Here is a 17,873-nt window from a genome sequence, read left to right on the forward strand (position 1 = left end):
GTTATAACCACATTATACAAGGAGGAAATTTATATGGATTATTTATCTTATTCAAAAAATTATCTTATGAACACTTACGGCCAGTTTCCCGTGGTATTTACCCATGGTAAAGGCTGCAAACTTTACGACACTGAAGAAAAAGAATATTTGGATCTTACTTCAGGAATAGGAGTATCATCTTTAGGCTACGGAAATGAAGAATGGATTAAAGCCGTAACTGATCAGGCAAAAAATCTAGCTCACATTTCAAATATATTTTTAAATATACCGGAACTTACATTGGCCAAAAAACTTACTGAAGCAAGTGGTATGAGCAAAGTATTCTTTGGTAACTCTGGAGCAGAAGCAAATGAAGGATCAATTAAACTTGCACGAAAATACAGCTACTTGAAATATGGAAAAGGAAGAAGTACAATACTTACTCTTAATAAAAGCTTCCACGGAAGAACTATAACTACATTAAAAGCTACAGGACAGGAAAAATTTCACAAATATTTTGATCCTTTTACTGAAGGTTTCAAATACACCGATGTAGATGTAAAATCTCTTGAAGCTGCCATAGATCCGACAGTTTGTGCAATCATGATGGAGGCAATTCAAGGTGAAGGTGGAGTGTATCCTCTACCTAAAGAATTTATAGATAAAGTATTTGAAATAAGCAAAAAAAAGGACATACTTGTTATATTCGATGAAGTTCAATGTGGCATGGGGAGAACAGGAAAATTATTTGGATATATGAATTACGGAGTAGAACCAGATATAGTGTCAACCGCAAAGGGATTGGCAGGAGGTCTTCCTATTGGAGCTGTACTATGTAACAAGAAACTTGAAAATACATTTGTTCCAGGAGATCACGGTTCAACATTTGGAGGAAATCCTATTAGTACGGCTGGAGCAAATTGTGTAGTTGATACATTGAAAAAGCCGGGATTTTTAGATGACGTAGCTAAAAAGGGAGCTTTTATTAAGAACTTCTTTAAAAAGGCTTCTTCTAAAAATGTATTGGAAATTAGGGGAATTGGACTTATGCTCGGAATTCAACTAAACTCGGAAAAATCCTCTGAAGTTCAGAAAAAGGCTTTAGAAAATGGTATTCTCGTGCTAACTGCAGGGTCTAGTGTAGTTAGACTACTTCCTCCTCTTGTTATTTCAGAACAAGAACTAGAATCTGTATTGAGTTCATTAGTTAAAATTATAGATGAAATTTAATAAAACTATTGATTTATAATACTGCATATAATATAATAAATTATATCAAACGATATTAATTGTTATTTAACATCGTTTTTGATTAAGTACTGTGATATGGTGCATATCCTTATTTAATCACACTACCCCCTATATATTGTTTTTGTTTACTCATGACAAAATAGAGAATAGATAAATTCTATTCTCTACTTTTTTTAATTAAATAATTCCGTATTATCAATAGATTTTTTCACTAATTCGTCAATATCCAAAATACTTTCAGCTTTTTTTATTTCTTCAAGCCGTGGTTTTGTTTTTGGATGTTTAGGTACAAATATAGTACAGCAATCTTCATATGGAAGTATAGATGTATTATAGGTTCCTATTTTTCTAGCTGCGTCCATTATATCAACTTTATCCATGGCAATTAATGGTCTGAATACAGGTCTGTCTGCAGTATCGTTGCTTACTACAAGTCCTGCCATAGTCTGACTTGCAACCTGACCTATACTCTCTCCTGTAGTTACAGAATCCACATCATATTTCTCTGCAAGTTTGCATGCTATTCTCATCATAAATCTTCTCATTATTATGGTAAGTTCATCTTCCCTGCATTTTTCAATTATCTGCATCTGTATTTCAGTAAAAGGTGCTACAAAAAGATTTATACTTCCTGTATAACTTTTTAATATGTTTGCAAGATCTTTTACCTTTTCCTTTGCTCTTTCACTAGTATATGGATGACTGTGAAAATAAACGCAATTTAATATGACTCCTCTTCTTGCCATCATATATCCGGCTACCGGTGAGTCTATTCCACCTGAAAGCATAAGCATTGTACTTCCATTAGTTCCATATGGCATTCCGCCTTCTGCTTTTATCCTTTCTGAATAAACATATGCATTATCTCTTATTTCTATATTGACTAAAAAATCAGGTTTTTTTACATCTACTGAAATATTTTTAGTATTTTCCAATATGTACGCCCCTATCAATCTACTAACTTCCATAGAATTTATAGGGAATTTTTTATCCGCCCTCTTTGTAACAACTTTAAAGGTATTTCCAATGCATTTAAGTGCACATGTAAGAGCCTGCTTTTTTATACTTTCCATATCTCTTGATATCTCATAAGCTATACACACTTCAGATATACCAAAAACTTTTTTCATCCTATTTACGCCTTCATCTATATTTTCACATTCTATAAACCAGCGGCCTTCATCTTTTACAAAATCATATTCCACTCCTTTCATCACATTTTTTATATTGTTCATAAGTTTTCTTTCAAATTTTCCCTTGTTTAATCCTTTTAAAAATATCTCCGGTGCATATTTAACTAATATCAACTTTCTCATATTTTAATTCTCCTTAAAAATTTTAAAGATTTATCCAGTACTTCCATAGTATAATCAATTTCTTCTTTTGTATTAAATTGACTAAAGCTAAATCTTATAGTACCCCTTATCTCTTCTCCAGTTAATCCAATGGCCTTTAACACATGGCTTTCTTTATTATCCCTGGCTGAGCAGGCAGAACCTGTAGAAACAAATATGCCCTTGTCCTCCAGCATATGTAAAAGTACTTCTCCCCTAACTCCTGAAAATGAAACACTTAAAACATATGGTGAATAAATATGTCCATTGCTGTTTATCCTAACATCGGGAATGTCTTTTAGCTTATCTATAAAATAACCCTTTACTTTACTTACCTTTTTAAAATTGTCCCCATATGTTTTATATGTAATCTCTGCTGCCTCTGCAAAACCAGCTATAGCTGCCAGATTTTCAGTTCCAGACCTAAATCCTCTTTCTTGTCCCCCACCGTATATAAGCGGTTTGGGCCTTAATCCACTTTTTAAATAAGCTATGCCTATTCCTCTAGGTCCATGTATTTTATGTCCACTTACAGAAAGCAAATCTATACTGCATCTTTTTACATCTATTTTATACTTTCCATATCCTTGAACTGCATCTACATGAAATTTTACTCTACTGCTCTTTTCTTTTAGAGCTTTTCCTATATTTTCTATATCCTGCAAAATCCCAGTCTCATTATTAGTATGCATTATACTTACCAGAACTGTTTCTTTGTTTACATTTTTCAAAAGTTCATCTATGTTTATTCTACCAGTCTTATCTACATCTAAATATGTAACCTTTATACCCTGGCTTTCAAGATATTTGCATGTATTTATAACACTTGGATGCTCTATTTTAGTAGTTATTATATGTTTACCTGCGCTTAAAAATCCCCTTATAAGAAAATTATTGCTTTCGCTTCCACCTGATGTAAATATTATTTCATCCCTGCTGCAATTTAAACTATGGGCTATTATATCTCTGCATTCATCTATTTTTCGTTCAGCATTCATTCCAATAGAATAAGCTGAAGATGGATTTGCATAATAATTTTTCATCGTATATGCCATAATATCCATAACCTCTGAATATGGTTTTGTAGTGGCACTGTTGTCAAAATATGCTTCCAATTTATTCACTCCTATTTCATGTTGAATTAAATAAAACTCAGTATAGTCAATAATACATATAATATCACAATTAAACAACATAACAAAATTTATTTTAATTTTTTATACAAAATATCTAATAATAAATAAATATGTGCAAATACTAAATCCAGTTATAAAATCTAGAAAAAGGAGCATTTCAGCATGAGACTTAAAAATATTGCATGGTATTTTGTGATTTCACTGTTAACAATAAGCATACTGTTTAGTCCAATAAAAGTTATGGCAAAAAATAATCCTTCAAAATTAATTTATTTAACTTTTGATGATGGACCAAGTGAAACAGTTACAAATAACATACTTGATATTTTAAAGCATGAAAATATAAAAGCCACATTCTTTGTAATAGGCTATAAATTTGAAGGAAGAGAAGATGTTTTAAAAAGAATAAAAGAGGAAGGGCACAGCATAGGTCTTCATACATTCACTCACGATTACAAAAAAATATATGCAAATGAGGCTTCATTTATAGATGAAATGAATAAATCTGGAGTTGAGTTAAAAAACATAATAGGATTTTCGCCTAAAATAATAAGATTTCCTTCAGGAAGCAAAGATCATCTAAATCCAAACCTCTTAGATAAATTGCACTCATGCGGATATAAAATATTTGATTGGAATTTATGTTTGTCCGACGGTATAAACTATAATACCCCTGTAAACAAATTATATACTGAAGGTACAAAAAAATGTATAAATCCAAACAAGATATTTTTACTGGCACACTGCAGTGGAGAAAATAAAAATACCTGTGAAGCACTTCCTAAAATAATTAAACACTATAAAGAATTAGGATATGAATTTAGAACAATTACAGAAAAAACTCCTGAATATCACTTTAAAATATCCAGATAAATATTACAAGCTTCAAAAAAGTTTAAACTCTTCTGAAGCTTGTAATTAATTTATACCATTTAATTTGTCAGTTGTCAGATCCCATTCATATACTTTTCCATTGGATTTGTCAACATAATACCAACCACTGGTGGCAATATGATCTTTCATACTATCAAAACTATGTATAACATAATATTCTACATTATCCCTTGTTGTATCATGATCAAATGTAACTTTAGTATTGGAGTTTTTCTGTTTCAAAGATTGTTCAACTAATTGAACTGCCTTGTCCTGTGTTATTTTATTATCTGTTTCAGTTTTATTTTCTTTGATATCTTTAACGTTATCTGCGGGTTTCTCAGTATTTTTTGTTTTTGGGACATCTGTGTTAGTATTATTCTCACTACTTGTGTTTTCATTAGTATCTGATGATTTATCCTCTTTCTTAGGCTTGTTTACCTCCGTGTTGGTACTCTGAGTACTTTTAGCATTTTCAGAATTATGCTTCTTTGTATTATAGGCATAATATACTCCAAGAACTACTACTAAAATTATTACTACTGAAATTATTATATTTCTACTCTTATGCACTAAATCTCCTCCATATTAAAAATAACTATTTTTTCGCATGTTACATATATAATTGAATTCACAGAATTTGCACTTGGATCTATATACCTCTTTATTAAAATTACAATTGAAATCATAAGAATTAATAGTATCTATTAATTTTTTTAAATATTTTTCACCTTCAGAATGTTTATGCTCTGAATACTTTATATTTAAAATATTACCAGCATACTGAGGCTGCCAAAAAGTCATGGATATATCTTCAAATTTTGTATTAATCCCAAATAATTTCTCTGCATTTTCAGATATTACATATAGATATACAAGAGTCTGTATTCTGTTTTCCATTTCTTGAAGTGAAAGTTTTCTATTTTCCGTCTTCCAGTCATAAATTTCAATTTTTCCGCCAGGTTTTATTACTATAAGATCATATTTTGCCTGAAGTTTTATAATATGCGACTTCATCTTTATTTCATACTCCGTTAAATATGTATTTTCATCATATAATAAAAATGTTTCTTTCAAGGAATCAACCCATTTAGATAAATTTTGATTTTTATCTAATTTTCCTATAGGAAGTCTGGAAAAATATCTTTCACATATCAAATGGAAATATAGTCCTATTTCTATATTATCATAATATCCACTTTCTATAAAGTCATCTCTTTTCCATGATATGTTGTCTATATATTTAAATTTAAACTTCATAGGACATGTTCTAAAAATATTCAGGGAAGTTTGACTATAATAAAAATATTCTAATTTTCTAATATCCAGAAAAATCACCACATTTCTTATCTGCAAATTTTTTTATTATTTTAAAATATTCAGATGGAAGATCTTTTTTTGATTTATCATAATGTGCCATACATATAAGATATCGTTTAGCCCTCGTTACTGCCACATAAAGAATTCTTATCTTTTCACATAATATTTCAATCCGCGACTGAACAATAGGATCTGATATAATTTCATTACCTAATATTTTCTCTATTTCTGCCTTTCCAAGTGCTGTAGGATTTTTAAATTCATCTTTGAAAAAATAGTATTCAGATCTAAATTTGCCACTAAGTGAAGAAGGATAGGTGTAATTGTTAAGATAAAGTAAAAATACGCAATCCCATTCAAGTCCTTTGGATTTATGATAAGTTGAAACTGCTACTTTTTCAGGATTCGGTTCATATCCATTCACGCTATAAATGACTTCGGACATATGCCTGAATACAGGATTCTTTATATCTAAAAGTTGTTCTGAAATCATATCAAGAGTAATATTGGGATTTTGAAATCTTTCATACTTTATATAAGAAGCTATTAATTGAAGCATGGCGCTGTCTTCGGAATTAAACCTAAATACATTTTCTATATATAATAACAGGCTTAGAATATCCTTATTGGAATTTTCCAGAATGTTCTTTAGCTTATAACAAACATCTACAAGAGTATTAGTCATTTTCTCATCTATCTTTTTTAATTTATTTACAGTGCTAATTCTAAATTCGTTTTCTGAAATCATATATTCTACACTTGATTTTGAAATACATTCTATTATTTTATCCTTTTTTTCAATATCTCCATCAATAATTTCATATATGATATCTTTAAATTTATCTATACTATCTGGTTGAGCTAAAAATGCAAGCAGTTTTCCTAATATATTTGTAATTTTAATTTTTTGACCTGACGTGCTGGATAATTCATCACAATCTATATGATTTTTTATAAGTTCTTGAGATATTTCAGATACATGTTTATTGAATGGTACAAGTACTGCTGTAGTCATATCAGGATGTTTTTTCTTAAAATTAATTATAGCTCTTACAGTAGACTCTTTTTCTTTTTCCCAGGAACTCATACAATAGGTCTTAATCCCATACTCAGTCATTTGTGGATTTTTTAAAGCATCCATATCTTCCATAGGCTTTATAATTTGATTTTTCAAAGCATTTCTGCAATTTTTTTCACTATGATGTTTTTGGGTATATTCAACTATATAATTGGCTAGATCTATTATTTCCCTACTGCTTCTTCCCGCCATATTCATAATGTATTTTTTATCAGCAGTATCTATAAAGTCTTCAAAATACCTTGGATTTGATGAAGTAAAACTTCCCATTATACTCTGATTTAAATCTCCAACTCTAACTAAATTATTATTACTGCCACTTTGGGAAATCAAGGATAATATATTATATTGTATCATATTGGAGTCCTGGCATTCATCTTCAAATACAAAATCATATTTATTTTGAAATTTTATTTTTAAATTTTCATCTGTCTTCAATGCACTATATGCCAGCACGATTATATCCTCATAATCCACGTATCCATTTAATTTAAGCAATTTTTCATAATCTTTATAAATATAATTTATAATTTTAACTATACTATTGTTCCCTAAAATCTCTGAACTTTCATCTATTTTATCACATGATATAGAATTCAATTTCAATTCACTTATAATTATTTCTATTACAGAAACGAAATTCTTCCACCAATATATTCCCTTTTCTTGGTATTTCTTGATTCCATAATCATTAAGCAAATTTTTAAATGTATTTTCCCCTCCTCGCCTTCTCCATAAATCTATACATCTATCAATATAAATTGACTTGTTGATATCATCCAAAACTTTTATATTTTCATCTAATCCAACTACATCCGGCCTTTCTTGAATTATTTTCATAGCCAGGCTGTGTATTGTCATTACTTCATAACTTCTACTTGAGTGTATTCCATGGCTTTCCAATACTTGAGAGATTCTGCTTTTGAAATTATTTACCGCACTATTCATATAAGTTACTATCAGAACTTTTCCTTTATCTGATTTTTTTTCTATTATTTTAGATGCCAAGTGGGATACAATAAAAGTTTTTCCCGCACCAGGTACTGCCGAAACAGCCATAGTTCCGCCATTGTATTCAAGTATGGGAATCTGATCTTCTCTAAATCTCATAATATTTCACCTTTTCTTAAATTTGTAATGAGCATCATTCACCAGTTATTAGATTATAAAGGAGTCCCCTCTGTTCATATCCATTTACAGAATATTCACTTCCATACAAGTATATACTTTTGCTGCACTTTTTAATTAGAGCTTTTGTCAGCAATTTCAAGAGATGCAATCTATTTTTTTCTTCTATTTGTTCTGTGTATATATATCCATTTTCCCAGTTTGCTTTAAATAAATAGCTATTTGAAAATTCTTTTATATTTCTTGGACACCACATATTACTTTGAATATCTGTCCATATTTGTACAGAACACTTCATGTTACTTGTTAAAAAACTATAAGGGGTACCTATAATTATCCCTCTATCCTCAATATGCATTTTTTCAATATCATATCTAGAATAGAAATCCATTGCCTCTCTTCTCACAAAATCTATAAATTTTTGCTGTGGATTTTCTATAGTTTTGAAGTTTTTTAAACTTGATATGAATTTTTCTGAAAATTCGCTTAAATTTTTACATATGCCTATATTTTGTTGTGAGTTATCAATATCTATTAATACATCAAGAAATACCAGCCTTATAATCCTTGATATATTTACTTCATTTTTTGCATATTTATATTTACACTTTTTTATAAAATCCAGAATGTGATAATATTTTATACTTGCATCACTGCCAATAAGATTTTTCATTTCATCAGGCAAATCTGTAAATTCTCCAAAATTCATGATATTTTCAACAAGTTTATATGCTTTTAATGCATCTATACCAAGAACGAAAGAAAAAAATCTTCTATAATCATCTTTAGTAAAATCATGCTTAATACATCCTATACACTTACTCAATATTATTATAATACTGATAATATATATATTATCAATAAGCCTGTTCTTTTTAGAAAGATTTTTTATATTTAAGGATTCAGATGCAAATCTTGTCTTCATCTCATAATTTAAAATGTCATCGTTAACTGGAGAGATAATACATATATCATCAGAATCAATCCCATTTTCCATAAGGTTAAACACCTTTTCTGATATCTTATTAATCATTTCACTTCTAAATATAGAGGATAAATCTATATGAACACTAGCACAATTCAACTTCAATGTATTGGAAAACAAATATAGATTATCGCTGCACAAAAAATGTTCCTCCAATTTCAATCTTTCCGAGCTTAACAACTTACATTTATCCAAATATTCTATATCTGCCCCATAATAATTGCAAAATCCTCCTTGTGGATTAAAAAACAAGTAGATATTTTCCGCCCTTTCCTGTATTAGTTCTAAAAGTTTTAATTGAGCTTTTGATATCTGGTCCACATCATCAACAATTAGATATTTTATGCTGCTTAAACGTTCTATATATATTTTATCATTTAAAAGATACTTATTATATAAATAAATAGCTATAGACATATCCATACTTCCCGAAGACAATAGACTTTTTGTATAATGCTCTATTATTTCATCCATATGTATGTAGTTATCTGTATTTTTATTTTCTTTAAGTCTTATTGAAGAATATATTGTTTTTCCTATATTTTTTAATTCTTTTAGAGAAAGTACTGAAATATTCATGCTATTTATAAATTCTTCTGCAATTTTTTTTGACTGTTCAGCTATATCTAAAAAATATCCTCTATTCTTTCTAAAATAATCAACTAACATTTCCATCATATATACAGCTGTATCTTGATATATAATTTCCGGTTTTATCATATATTCTTTGACTTCATCACAATTTTTCTCTACTATAGGCCAGTATTTTGTTAGTTCTTTAATTATAAAATTATTGTATGTATCTATTTTAAACTGTCCCCATAAATCAAATTGCATTTTACTTGTCCAGTCCACCTTCTGATGAGAATTAAGTACAAATACCATAATATTTTCACTTTTAATTTTTTCTTTTTCTATCATATTTATGTACTTTTCCTGGGCAAGAGTGGTTTTGCCGCTTCCACCTGTACCTTCTACAATTAAATTCTTTCCATGAAAATTATTTTCTAAAATTATATTTTTTAATTCACTATATTTTATTTTCATCACCCTCCCACCATAAATTCTTGTTTATGCAAAAAAAATCAGGGTCTATAACCCTGATTTTACAACATATTTAGTCTTCATACAATTTTTTTCGTGTCATTGGTAATTCATTATTCAATCCCTTGGTAAATAAAAATTGATGAACGTCCATTACCCCATAGTGGAATGATGCAGAACAAGCATTTAAATAGAGATCCCACATTCTTATAAATCTATCATCTTTAATTTTACTAACTTCGTCAAGAGCATTTTCAAAATTTTCAGCCCATATCTTAAGCGTTTTATAATAATGAAGTCTTAAACTTTCAACATCCACAAGATGAAGGTTATTATCAGCCATCAAACTTACAAGTTCTCTTATGGATGGAATATATCCACCTGGGAATATATATCTTTTTATCCACTCGTTTACTTCTGATTCTGTTTGTGCAGTTATACAGTGAAGAAGTGATACTCCTCCCTGTACAAGCATTGAATTTACACCCTCCATATAATAGTGCAAATTTTTTCTTCCTACATGTTCAATCATTCCTACACTTACTATTCTATCAAATTTTTCTTTATTTTTTACTAATTCTCTGTAGTCTGATAATCTTACTTCTACTTTATCTTCTAAATTATTTTCCTTTATTCTCTGTTTAACCTTGCTGTATTGTTCTTCACTTAAAGTTATACCAACAGCATTAACTCCATACTGTTTTGCAGCTGCTATTATAAGTTCACCCCAACCGCATCCTATATCAAGAAGCCTTTGCCCTTCTTTCAAATCCATTTTTTTCAATATATGATTTACTTTATTTATCTGTGCATCATATAAAGAGTCATCTTCATTTTTAAAATATGCGCAGGAATAAGTCATGGTTTTATCCAACCAAAGACTATAAAAATCATTTCCTACATCATAGTGATATTGTATATCTTCTCTACTCTTCTTAATCGTATTTGGAATTACCTTGTATAATCTTGAAAATGCTCCAGCATTATGTAAAAAACTTCCATTGCTTTTATAAACAGATTCAATAATTTCCCTAATATTTCCCTTAAAATCAAGGGTTTTATCCATATATGATTCCCCAAGTGTTAAAAATGGGTCTCTTAAAATTTTCTTTTTAGGAATATGAGAATTGAATATAATTTCAAATTTAGGTTGTCCATCGCCATAGTCTTCCTCAGTTCCATCCCAATATCTTACTTTAACGGGATCTGAAAATGCTCCTTTAAGAAATTTTCTATAAAATATTTTATCTAAATCCATTACTTTCTTCCTACCTTTCAATTAACATATTACTATCAAATAAAATAAAGAATTAGATATATATCTAATTCTATTAAGCCAATGCAATTTAAAATTGTTAATAATTGGTGCAGATGAAGGGAGTCGAACCCCCACGCCAAAGGCGCTAGATCCTAAGTCTAGTGCGTCTGCCAATTCCGCCACACCTGCACAAAAGTAAAATATATAATTAATAGCCTAATAGCTAAAAATATGGTGGCTCACCGGGGAATTGAACCCCGGACAACATGATTAAAAGTCATGTGCTCTACCAACTGAGCTAGTGAACCATTCTGGCTGGGATGGCAGGATTTGAACCTACGAATGATGGAGTCAAAGTCCATTGCCTTACCACTTGGCTACACCCCAAAATATTTTGTGTATCACACATTTATAGATTTTACTCCAGGGTACCTCTAAAGTCAACACCTTTTTGAAAAATTTTTAGCTTAAATACCAATATTAATGTAAAAAACATCAATTATGTAGTAATATATAAGAAAATATAAAAGGAGGAATTAATCTTATGATACGCTACAGTACTGTTGATTCTAAAAATAAAAGAGAAATTGTACTTTTAAAATCATCACCATGTATATGGGGAAAATGTTCCTTTTGCGATTATATAGATGATAATGATTTAGATATTAACAAGAATATTTATTTAAATAAAACTATATTAAAAAATGTTACAGGAAAATACAACTCCCTAGAAGTAATAAACTCAGGCAGCTGTTTTGAATTGCCAAAAGAAACTTTAACTGATATAAAGTATGTATCAACTTCCAAAAATATAAAAAAATTATTTTTTGAAAGTCACTGGTTATATAGAAACAGGCTTCATGAATTTAAGAGTCTCTTTAACATTCCCATAATATTTAAATGTGGTATAGAGTCATTTGACAATGACTTTAGAAACACATTTTTAAATAAAGGGGCGATATTTTCCAGTCCCCAGGAAGTAGCAAAGTATTTTAAATCCATATGTCTTTTAGTAGGAATTAAAGGTCAGACAAAAGACATTATAAAAAGGGATATTGAGTACTTACTTAAATACTTTGAATATGGATGTGTAAATGTATTTATAGAAAATTCCACAAATATAAAAAGAGATGAAAACCTGGTGAATTGGTTTTATGAAAATTTTTCTTTCCTTCAAAATGAAAGAAATATAGAAGTTCTCTGGAATAATACTGATTTTGGTGTTGGTTAAATATTAGAATTCCCTCATTTATCTCAATGAGGTGAATTCCAGCATTTTTTCTGCCTCTTTACAAGGCATTGGTTTTCCGAAATAGTAGCCCTGAATTTTGTTGCATCTTTTTTCTCTTAATGATATAAATTGTTCTTCAGATTCCACTCCTTCTGCTACTACATCAAGTTTCATTATATGAGCAAGATTTATTATACTGTCTACTATTATATTTTCATAAGAGTATTTGCATATTCCATCTATGAAAGTTTTATCAATCTTAATAGTGTTTATAGGTAAACTTTTCAGATAATTCAGTGAAGAATATCCGCTTCCAAAATCATCCAATGCAATTCTTATTCCCATTCTCTTCAATTCATCAATAACACCACAGCTTCTCTCAAGAGATTCCATTACTACACTTTCTGTTATTTCAAGTTCGATTAAATTGGTATCAACTCCCGTTTTCTTAATTACTCTCTTAATCATATCAACAAATCCATTTTTCCTAATTTGAACTGGTGAAACATTTATGGATATAAAATCATAATCATATCCTTTATTTTTCCACTGCATAATTTGAAAACATGCTTTTTCAAAAACCCATTCTCCTATGGATGTTATAATTCCCGTCTCTTCTGCCAAGCTTATAAATTCTCCCGGCATAACCCATCCTAATTTAGAACTATTCCATCTAATAAGTGCTTCAAAACCAACTACTTTATTATTACATACTTCTACCTGAGGTTGATAATACAATTCAAATTCTTCATTTTTTATGGCCTTTCTCAATTCCTTTTCCATTTCACTCTTAATCAATATTTCATCATACATATAATTTTCAAACATTATATAGGAATTCTTTCCATTGGATTTAGCTTTGTTTAAAGCTATATCCGCATTTCTCATCATGACAGTTGCATCTTTACCGTCCTTTGGATATACCGTCATACCTATACTTACTGATATTGGTACTTCAATATCATCCAAATCCCATACATCACATAGTGAATGGAGTAAATATTTAGCTTCTGTATGTAAATTAATTTTATGATTTTCTAGTTTTTTAAGAATCAAAAACTCATTTCCGTAATTTCTAGAAACTATATCATTGCTATACAATTTCCTTATAGTATTCCCTATCTTTTGCAAAAGCCTATCTCCATATTTATAACCAAGTATGTCATTCACATTTTTAAAATTTGATAACTCTACATGAAATAATATAAAACTTCTTTCAGGATATGATTCAATACTCTTTTTCATTTCCGTTTTCAAGTAATTACAATTTCCCAATCCTGTAAGTTCATCGTAATATGCCATTTTAACCATAGTATTATAATTTGATTCAAGTCTTTTTTTGCTTTCAAGCAATTCACTATATTTACTATATGTTCTTATGTTTTTATTTATAATATACGATATATTGCAAAAATACTCTATTATTTTTGCAATTACTTCTTTTGAAAAGCAAGGTATATGTTTTACTACATCTACAATATCATTTTGATGAGCCTTGAAATCACTAATTTCTCCGCTCAAATACTTTAAATTAAGTTTTTGATACAATATAGGAGAGGTAAACATTATAGCTACAGTATTATTATCTATATATATAGGAACACCAAAATACATCAATCCAGTTTTACTTTTAAAAATACCATATTTTCTGTTTTCTTTAATTTGTTTCACAATATTTTCATCATATTTTTTAAATCCAAAGTCCGTTAAAGGCCTAAACTCTGGATGCTTATAAAAAGTTTTTTCCCTATACTTTATCAAACATTTTATACCCATTAAACTATAAAAACTGTGAAGTAAAGTTTTAACTTCATATGAATCAATAACCTTTGAGAAATTAGATTCCATAATTTACACCAACTTTTATATATATTGTGAATAATCTCAATTCAATTTCAAATTTTTCAATTTTCCATTAAAAACTTCTCCTATAGAAAATCCTTCTTCGCTATTATTAGTATATTCACTATAATCTTCTTTAGAAGTATTTTCTGCATCCTTTATACTTAAAGATATTTTCTTTGCATTAGAATCTATGCTTAATATTTTTACATTTACATTATTTCCAACTTGAAGTACATCTTCAGGTTTTGCAATATGTTCATCTGATATTTCAGAAACATGCACTAAGCCCTCTACCCCCGGTTCAATTTGTACAAAAGCCCCTATATTTATAATTTTTACGATCTTTCCCTTTATAATGTCGTCTATTTTATACTTTTTATCAATATTATCCCATGGATTAGGGGTTATATCTTTTAGGGAGAGTGAAATTCTGGATTTTCCTCTGTCTATATCCAATATATACACTTCTACTTCATCTCCAATGGAAACTACATCCGAAGGATTTTTTACTCTTTCCCACGAAAGCTCCGATATATGTATCAAGCCTTCTACTCCGCCTAAATCTACAAAAGCTCCAAATTTCATCAATTTAGTTACTTTCCCCTTTACCTTATCACCAGGCTTGATTTTATTCAAAGTATCATTTTTCTTTTCTTCAAGTTCAACTTCTTCTACCTTTTTTCGTGACAAAACTATATTATTTTTTGCTTCATTTATGTCTATTATTCTTACTTCTAGTTTTCTATCTACAAATTCATTTAAATTTTCTACATACTTTACAGAAAGTTGAGATGTTGGTATAAATCCTCTAATTTCACCTAAGTAAGCTGCAACTCCTCCTTTTACTACTTCTTTTATCTTACATTCAACATTCTCTTCATTTTCAAATGCATTTTTTAAATTATTCCAATGTATTTTTTTGTCAGCCCTTATTTTTGATAAAATCAGAAGTCCCTCTTTATCATTAATTTTTTCTATATAAACGTCAATTTCATCACCTGGTTTAAACATTTCAGCCGGCTTCAAATTTTCCTTAGATATATCTTTTTTATTTAGTATACCATCATACATATATCCTATGTTTACAATTACATTCTCATCTGATATGGAAATCACTTTTCCAGAAACTATCTCTCCAATTTTAATATTGTCCATAGTTGAATTTATTCCATTGATATATTTATTCATTAGATTTTCTTCATTATTGGTCATTATTACACTCCTTGTCATTATTATGTTATACCTTAATTTTATCACAAATATGGATTATAAAATAGATGCTATTAATTATTGATATTGTTTCCATTTATTATATAAAGTATAATAAAGAATAATATTTATATAATTGGTAAAAATTCTATTAGTACGGACTGAAATTTATAATGGAGGTAATTACTTTATGAAAATTAGAGGTATAAAAATATCCATAATTGGTGCTGGTTTTGTAGGTTCGACTACTGCTTTCTCAATTATGAGTTCTGGCTTGGCTTCAGAAATAGTAATCGTAGATGTAAATAAAGATAAGGCTGAAGGAGAAGCAATGGATCTAGCTCACGGAGTGTCATTTGTAAAACCTGTTGATATAAAATCTGGCGATTACAAGGATACAGAAGAATCGAATATTGTTATAATAACAGCAGGTTCCGGTCAAAAACCTGGTGAAAGCAGATTGGATTTAATTAATAGAAATTATTCTATCTTTAAATCCATAGTACCTGAAGTTGTAAAATACAGCCCTAAATCTATACTTTTGGTAGTTTCAAATCCCGTGGATATACTGACTTACATAACCTATAAATTATCTGGATTTCCACCTGAAAGAATAATAGGTTCTGGTACCGTTCTAGACACCTCAAGACTCAGATATATGATAAGTGAAAATTTCAATATAGATGCAAGAAATATTCACAGCTATATAATAGGAGAACATGGAGATTCTGAAATAGCTACATGGAGTTCTACTTCTATTGCCGGAATACCTCTAGAACAATATTGCAATTTGATGGATGCCAGTTGCGATTCGGATTATCAGGATAGGATAATAAATAATGTAAGAAATGCAGCTTATGAGGTAATAGAACGAAAGGGATCAACTTATTTTGCTGTTGCTCTAGCCGTTAGACGAATTGTAGAAGCACTGTCAAGAGATGAAAATTCAATAATGACAGTTTCTGCACTATTTAGTGGTGAATACGATATAGATAATGTTTACATGGGCCTTCCTGCAGTAATAGGATCTGAAGGAATTCAAAAAACCCTCCGTGTTCCACTAAACAGTGCAGAAAAAACAGCTTTGCAAACTTCAGCTGATACACTAAAAGATATAATTGAAAAGTTAAATATTTAAAAGTTGACAGTAAAATCAATTACTGTCAACTTTGAGTTGCCAATTCTTTATATGATTTACGACCTGAAATTGACTCCGCACTTTTTACAGCTCTTATAATGGCCTTTTCCATTACTTCAGCAGCTAGAAATCCGACTGTACTTATATCTGCATCTACTTCATCTGTAGCCATGGTGAATATGGTATCTCCATCAAATACTGAATGTGCAGGCCTCATAGTTCTGCCATATCCATTATGCGCCATGGATGCAATCTTATTCATCTCTGATTTGTTAAATTTTCCATTAGTTATTACGGTTCCAATGGTAGTATTTCCACTAAATAAATTTCTCTTTTCATTATATCTATTCAACATTATTTGCTGGGTATTTGCAAAAGATCTGCCATCTTCTTTCAATGCCCCTGCTATTATTTTTCCGTTTTTGGGATCTATTATATCCCCAAGGCAATTAACTGCAACAACTGCACCTATTTTTAAATCTCCTACCTGGACAGCATAGGTTCCCAAACCACCTTTCATTGAATGTTCGGGTCCGAGTATCTTGCCTATAGTAGCACCTGTTCCAGCTCCTATATTTCCATTTTTACACACATTTATTTCTGAATTCTTACATGCTTCATAACCCATTGATTTGTCGGGCCTTATCCTATAATCTCCTACCACGAGGTCAAATAGTACCGCGCTACATACTATAGGTACCTTGGTAACAGTTACGTCAAATCCCACGTTCTTTTCTTCCAAATATTGCATAACGCCACCTGCTGCATCCAATCCAAATGCACTTCCTCCAGAAAGTATTACAGCATGGATTCTATCTACAAAATTTACCGGATCCAATAAATCCGTTTCACGAGTACCTGGAGATCCTCCTCTAACATCCACTCCTGCAGTTGCACCATCCTTGCAAATTATAACGGTACATCCCGTTTGTCCTTTTAGACTTTGTGCATTTCCTATATTTATTCCATCTATTTCATTAAGTAAAATTTCTTTCATATATATAACCTCATATTTTCCTTTATTAATAATTAAAACTCCAAGCAAAAAACAACGCTTAGAGTTT

Annotated in this window: 14 protein-coding genes and 3 tRNA genes; 4 read left to right on the plus strand and 13 right to left on the minus strand. The window is 29.8% G+C overall.

Annotated features, from left to right (window positions below; translation table 11 throughout):
* Positions 1–33 precede the first annotated feature (33 nt).
* Entirely contained in the window at positions 34–1,209 is a 1,176-nt protein-coding gene (locus J418_RS0111215; protein WP_017750970.1) for an aspartate aminotransferase family protein, read from the plus strand.
* Between the two features lie 194 nt (positions 1,210–1,403).
* Here J418_RS0111215 and thiI read toward each other — a convergent pair whose 3' ends face one another.
* Both thiI and J418_RS0111225 read right to left on the minus strand, forming a co-directional pair.
* Complete coding sequence (gene thiI / locus J418_RS0111220) at positions 1,404–2,546, minus strand: tRNA uracil 4-sulfurtransferase ThiI (protein ID WP_017750969.1); 1,143 nt, start codon at positions 2,544–2,546, stop codon at positions 1,404–1,406.
* Positions 2,543–3,679, minus strand: coding sequence for a cysteine desulfurase family protein (locus tag J418_RS0111225; protein ID WP_017750968.1), 1,137 nt, complete (start codon positions 3,677–3,679; stop codon positions 2,543–2,545). The genes thiI and J418_RS0111225 overlap by 4 nt, the downstream gene beginning before the upstream one ends.
* A gap of 183 nt (positions 3,680–3,862) precedes the next feature.
* Here J418_RS0111225 and J418_RS0111230 point away from each other — a divergent pair, with 183 nt between their 5' ends.
* Positions 3,863–4,573, plus strand: a complete 711-nt coding sequence (locus tag J418_RS0111230) for a polysaccharide deacetylase family protein (RefSeq protein WP_017895605.1) — start codon at positions 3,863–3,865, stop codon at positions 4,571–4,573.
* A gap of 45 nt (positions 4,574–4,618) precedes the next feature.
* Here J418_RS0111230 and J418_RS0111235 read toward each other — a convergent pair whose 3' ends face one another.
* From J418_RS0111235 to J418_RS0111270, 8 genes are all read right to left on the minus strand, one after another.
* Positions 4,619–5,146: a hypothetical protein gene (locus tag J418_RS0111235; RefSeq protein ID WP_017750966.1), complete on the minus strand. Its 528-nt coding sequence runs from the start codon at positions 5,144–5,146 to the stop codon at positions 4,619–4,621.
* A 15-nt stretch (positions 5,147–5,161) separates the two neighbouring features.
* A complete protein-coding gene (locus J418_RS0111240) occupies positions 5,162–5,914 on the minus strand; it encodes a PD-(D/E)XK nuclease family protein (protein WP_017895606.1) in 753 nt (250 codons plus the stop codon).
* Complete coding sequence (locus J418_RS0111245; protein WP_017895607.1) at positions 5,892–8,081, minus strand: ATP-dependent helicase; 2,190 nt, start codon at positions 8,079–8,081, stop codon at positions 5,892–5,894. The genes J418_RS0111240 and J418_RS0111245 overlap by 23 nt, the downstream gene beginning before the upstream one ends.
* Before the next feature lie 34 nt (positions 8,082–8,115).
* Positions 8,116–10,131: a UvrD-helicase domain-containing protein gene (locus J418_RS0111250; RefSeq protein ID WP_017895608.1), complete on the minus strand. Its 2,016-nt coding sequence runs from the start codon at positions 10,129–10,131 to the stop codon at positions 8,116–8,118.
* Between the two features lie 70 nt (positions 10,132–10,201).
* Positions 10,202–11,386 (minus strand): SAM-dependent methyltransferase, encoded by a 1,185-nt coding sequence (locus J418_RS0111255; protein ID WP_017895609.1) that lies wholly within the window; start codon positions 11,384–11,386, stop codon positions 10,202–10,204.
* Between the two features lie 105 nt (positions 11,387–11,491).
* Positions 11,492–11,575 (minus strand) — tRNA-Leu (locus tag J418_RS0111260).
* A gap of 43 nt (positions 11,576–11,618) precedes the next feature.
* A tRNA-Lys gene (locus J418_RS0111265) sits at positions 11,619–11,694 on the minus strand.
* 4 nt (positions 11,695–11,698) lie between these two features.
* A tRNA-Gln gene (locus J418_RS0111270) sits at positions 11,699–11,773 on the minus strand.
* Between the two features lie 157 nt (positions 11,774–11,930).
* Between J418_RS0111270 and J418_RS0111275 the strand changes: the two genes are divergently transcribed.
* Positions 11,931–12,617: a radical SAM protein gene (locus J418_RS0111275; RefSeq protein ID WP_017750961.1), complete on the plus strand. Its 687-nt coding sequence runs from the start codon at positions 11,931–11,933 to the stop codon at positions 12,615–12,617.
* An 18-nt stretch (positions 12,618–12,635) separates the two neighbouring features.
* Here the strand turns inward: J418_RS0111275 and J418_RS0111280 are convergent, their stop codons facing one another.
* The gene (locus J418_RS0111280; RefSeq protein WP_017895610.1) at positions 12,636–14,465 is read right to left on the minus strand and encodes an EAL domain-containing protein; all 1,830 of its coding nucleotides are present in this window, start codon (positions 14,463–14,465) and stop codon (positions 12,636–12,638) included.
* Positions 14,466–14,501: 36 nt separating this feature from the next.
* Complete coding sequence (gene rpsA, locus J418_RS0111285; RefSeq protein ID WP_017750959.1) at positions 14,502–15,674, minus strand: 30S ribosomal protein S1; 1,173 nt, start codon at positions 15,672–15,674, stop codon at positions 14,502–14,504.
* Positions 15,675–15,861: 187 nt separating this feature from the next.
* Between rpsA and J418_RS0111290 the strand changes: the two genes are divergently transcribed.
* A complete protein-coding gene (locus J418_RS0111290) occupies positions 15,862–16,809 on the plus strand; it encodes an L-lactate dehydrogenase (RefSeq protein ID WP_017750958.1) in 948 nt (315 codons plus the stop codon).
* Between the two features lie 25 nt (positions 16,810–16,834).
* Here J418_RS0111290 and J418_RS0111295 read toward each other — a convergent pair whose 3' ends face one another.
* Positions 16,835–17,806 carry a P1 family peptidase gene (locus J418_RS0111295; RefSeq protein WP_017750957.1) on the minus strand — a complete coding sequence of 324 codons (972 nt, stop codon included), beginning with the start codon at positions 17,804–17,806 and terminating at the stop codon, positions 16,835–16,837.
* Positions 17,807–17,873: the final 67 nt, after the last annotated feature.

It is taken from the genome of Clostridium tyrobutyricum DSM 2637 = ATCC 25755 = JCM 11008 (genome assembly GCF_000359585.1).
Taxonomy (GTDB): Bacteria; Bacillota; Clostridia; order Clostridiales; family Clostridiaceae; genus Clostridium_B; species Clostridium_B tyrobutyricum.

Bases quoted from the DNA above. Each gene is read 5' to 3' on its own strand.
- thiI (WP_017750969.1), bottom strand. From the start codon at position 2,546: ATGAGAAAGTTGATATTAGTTAAATATGCACCGGAGATATTTTTAAAA.
- J418_RS0111255 (WP_017895609.1), bottom strand. From the start codon at position 11,386: ATGGATTTAGATAAAATATTTTATAGAAAATTTCTTAAAGGAGCATTT.
- J418_RS0111295 (WP_017750957.1), bottom strand. From the start codon at position 17,806: ATGAAAGAAATTTTACTTAATGAAATAGATGGAATAAATATAGGAAAT.
- J418_RS0111230 (WP_017895605.1), top strand. From the start codon at position 3,863: ATGAGACTTAAAAATATTGCATGGTATTTTGTGATTTCACTGTTAACA.
- J418_RS0111250 (WP_017895608.1), bottom strand. From the start codon at position 10,131: ATGAAAATAAAATATAGTGAATTAAAAAATATAATTTTAGAAAATAAT.
- rpsA (WP_017750959.1), bottom strand. From the start codon at position 15,674: ATGACCAATAATGAAGAAAATCTAATGAATAAATATATCAATGGAATA.
- J418_RS0111215 (WP_017750970.1), top strand. From the start codon at position 34: ATGGATTATTTATCTTATTCAAAAAATTATCTTATGAACACTTACGGC.
- J418_RS0111280 (WP_017895610.1), bottom strand. From the start codon at position 14,465: ATGGAATCTAATTTCTCAAAGGTTATTGATTCATATGAAGTTAAAACT.
- J418_RS0111290 (WP_017750958.1), top strand. From the start codon at position 15,862: ATGAAAATTAGAGGTATAAAAATATCCATAATTGGTGCTGGTTTTGTA.
- J418_RS0111275 (WP_017750961.1), top strand. From the start codon at position 11,931: ATGATACGCTACAGTACTGTTGATTCTAAAAATAAAAGAGAAATTGTA.
- J418_RS0111245 (WP_017895607.1), bottom strand. From the start codon at position 8,081: ATGAGATTTAGAGAAGATCAGATTCCCATACTTGAATACAATGGCGGA.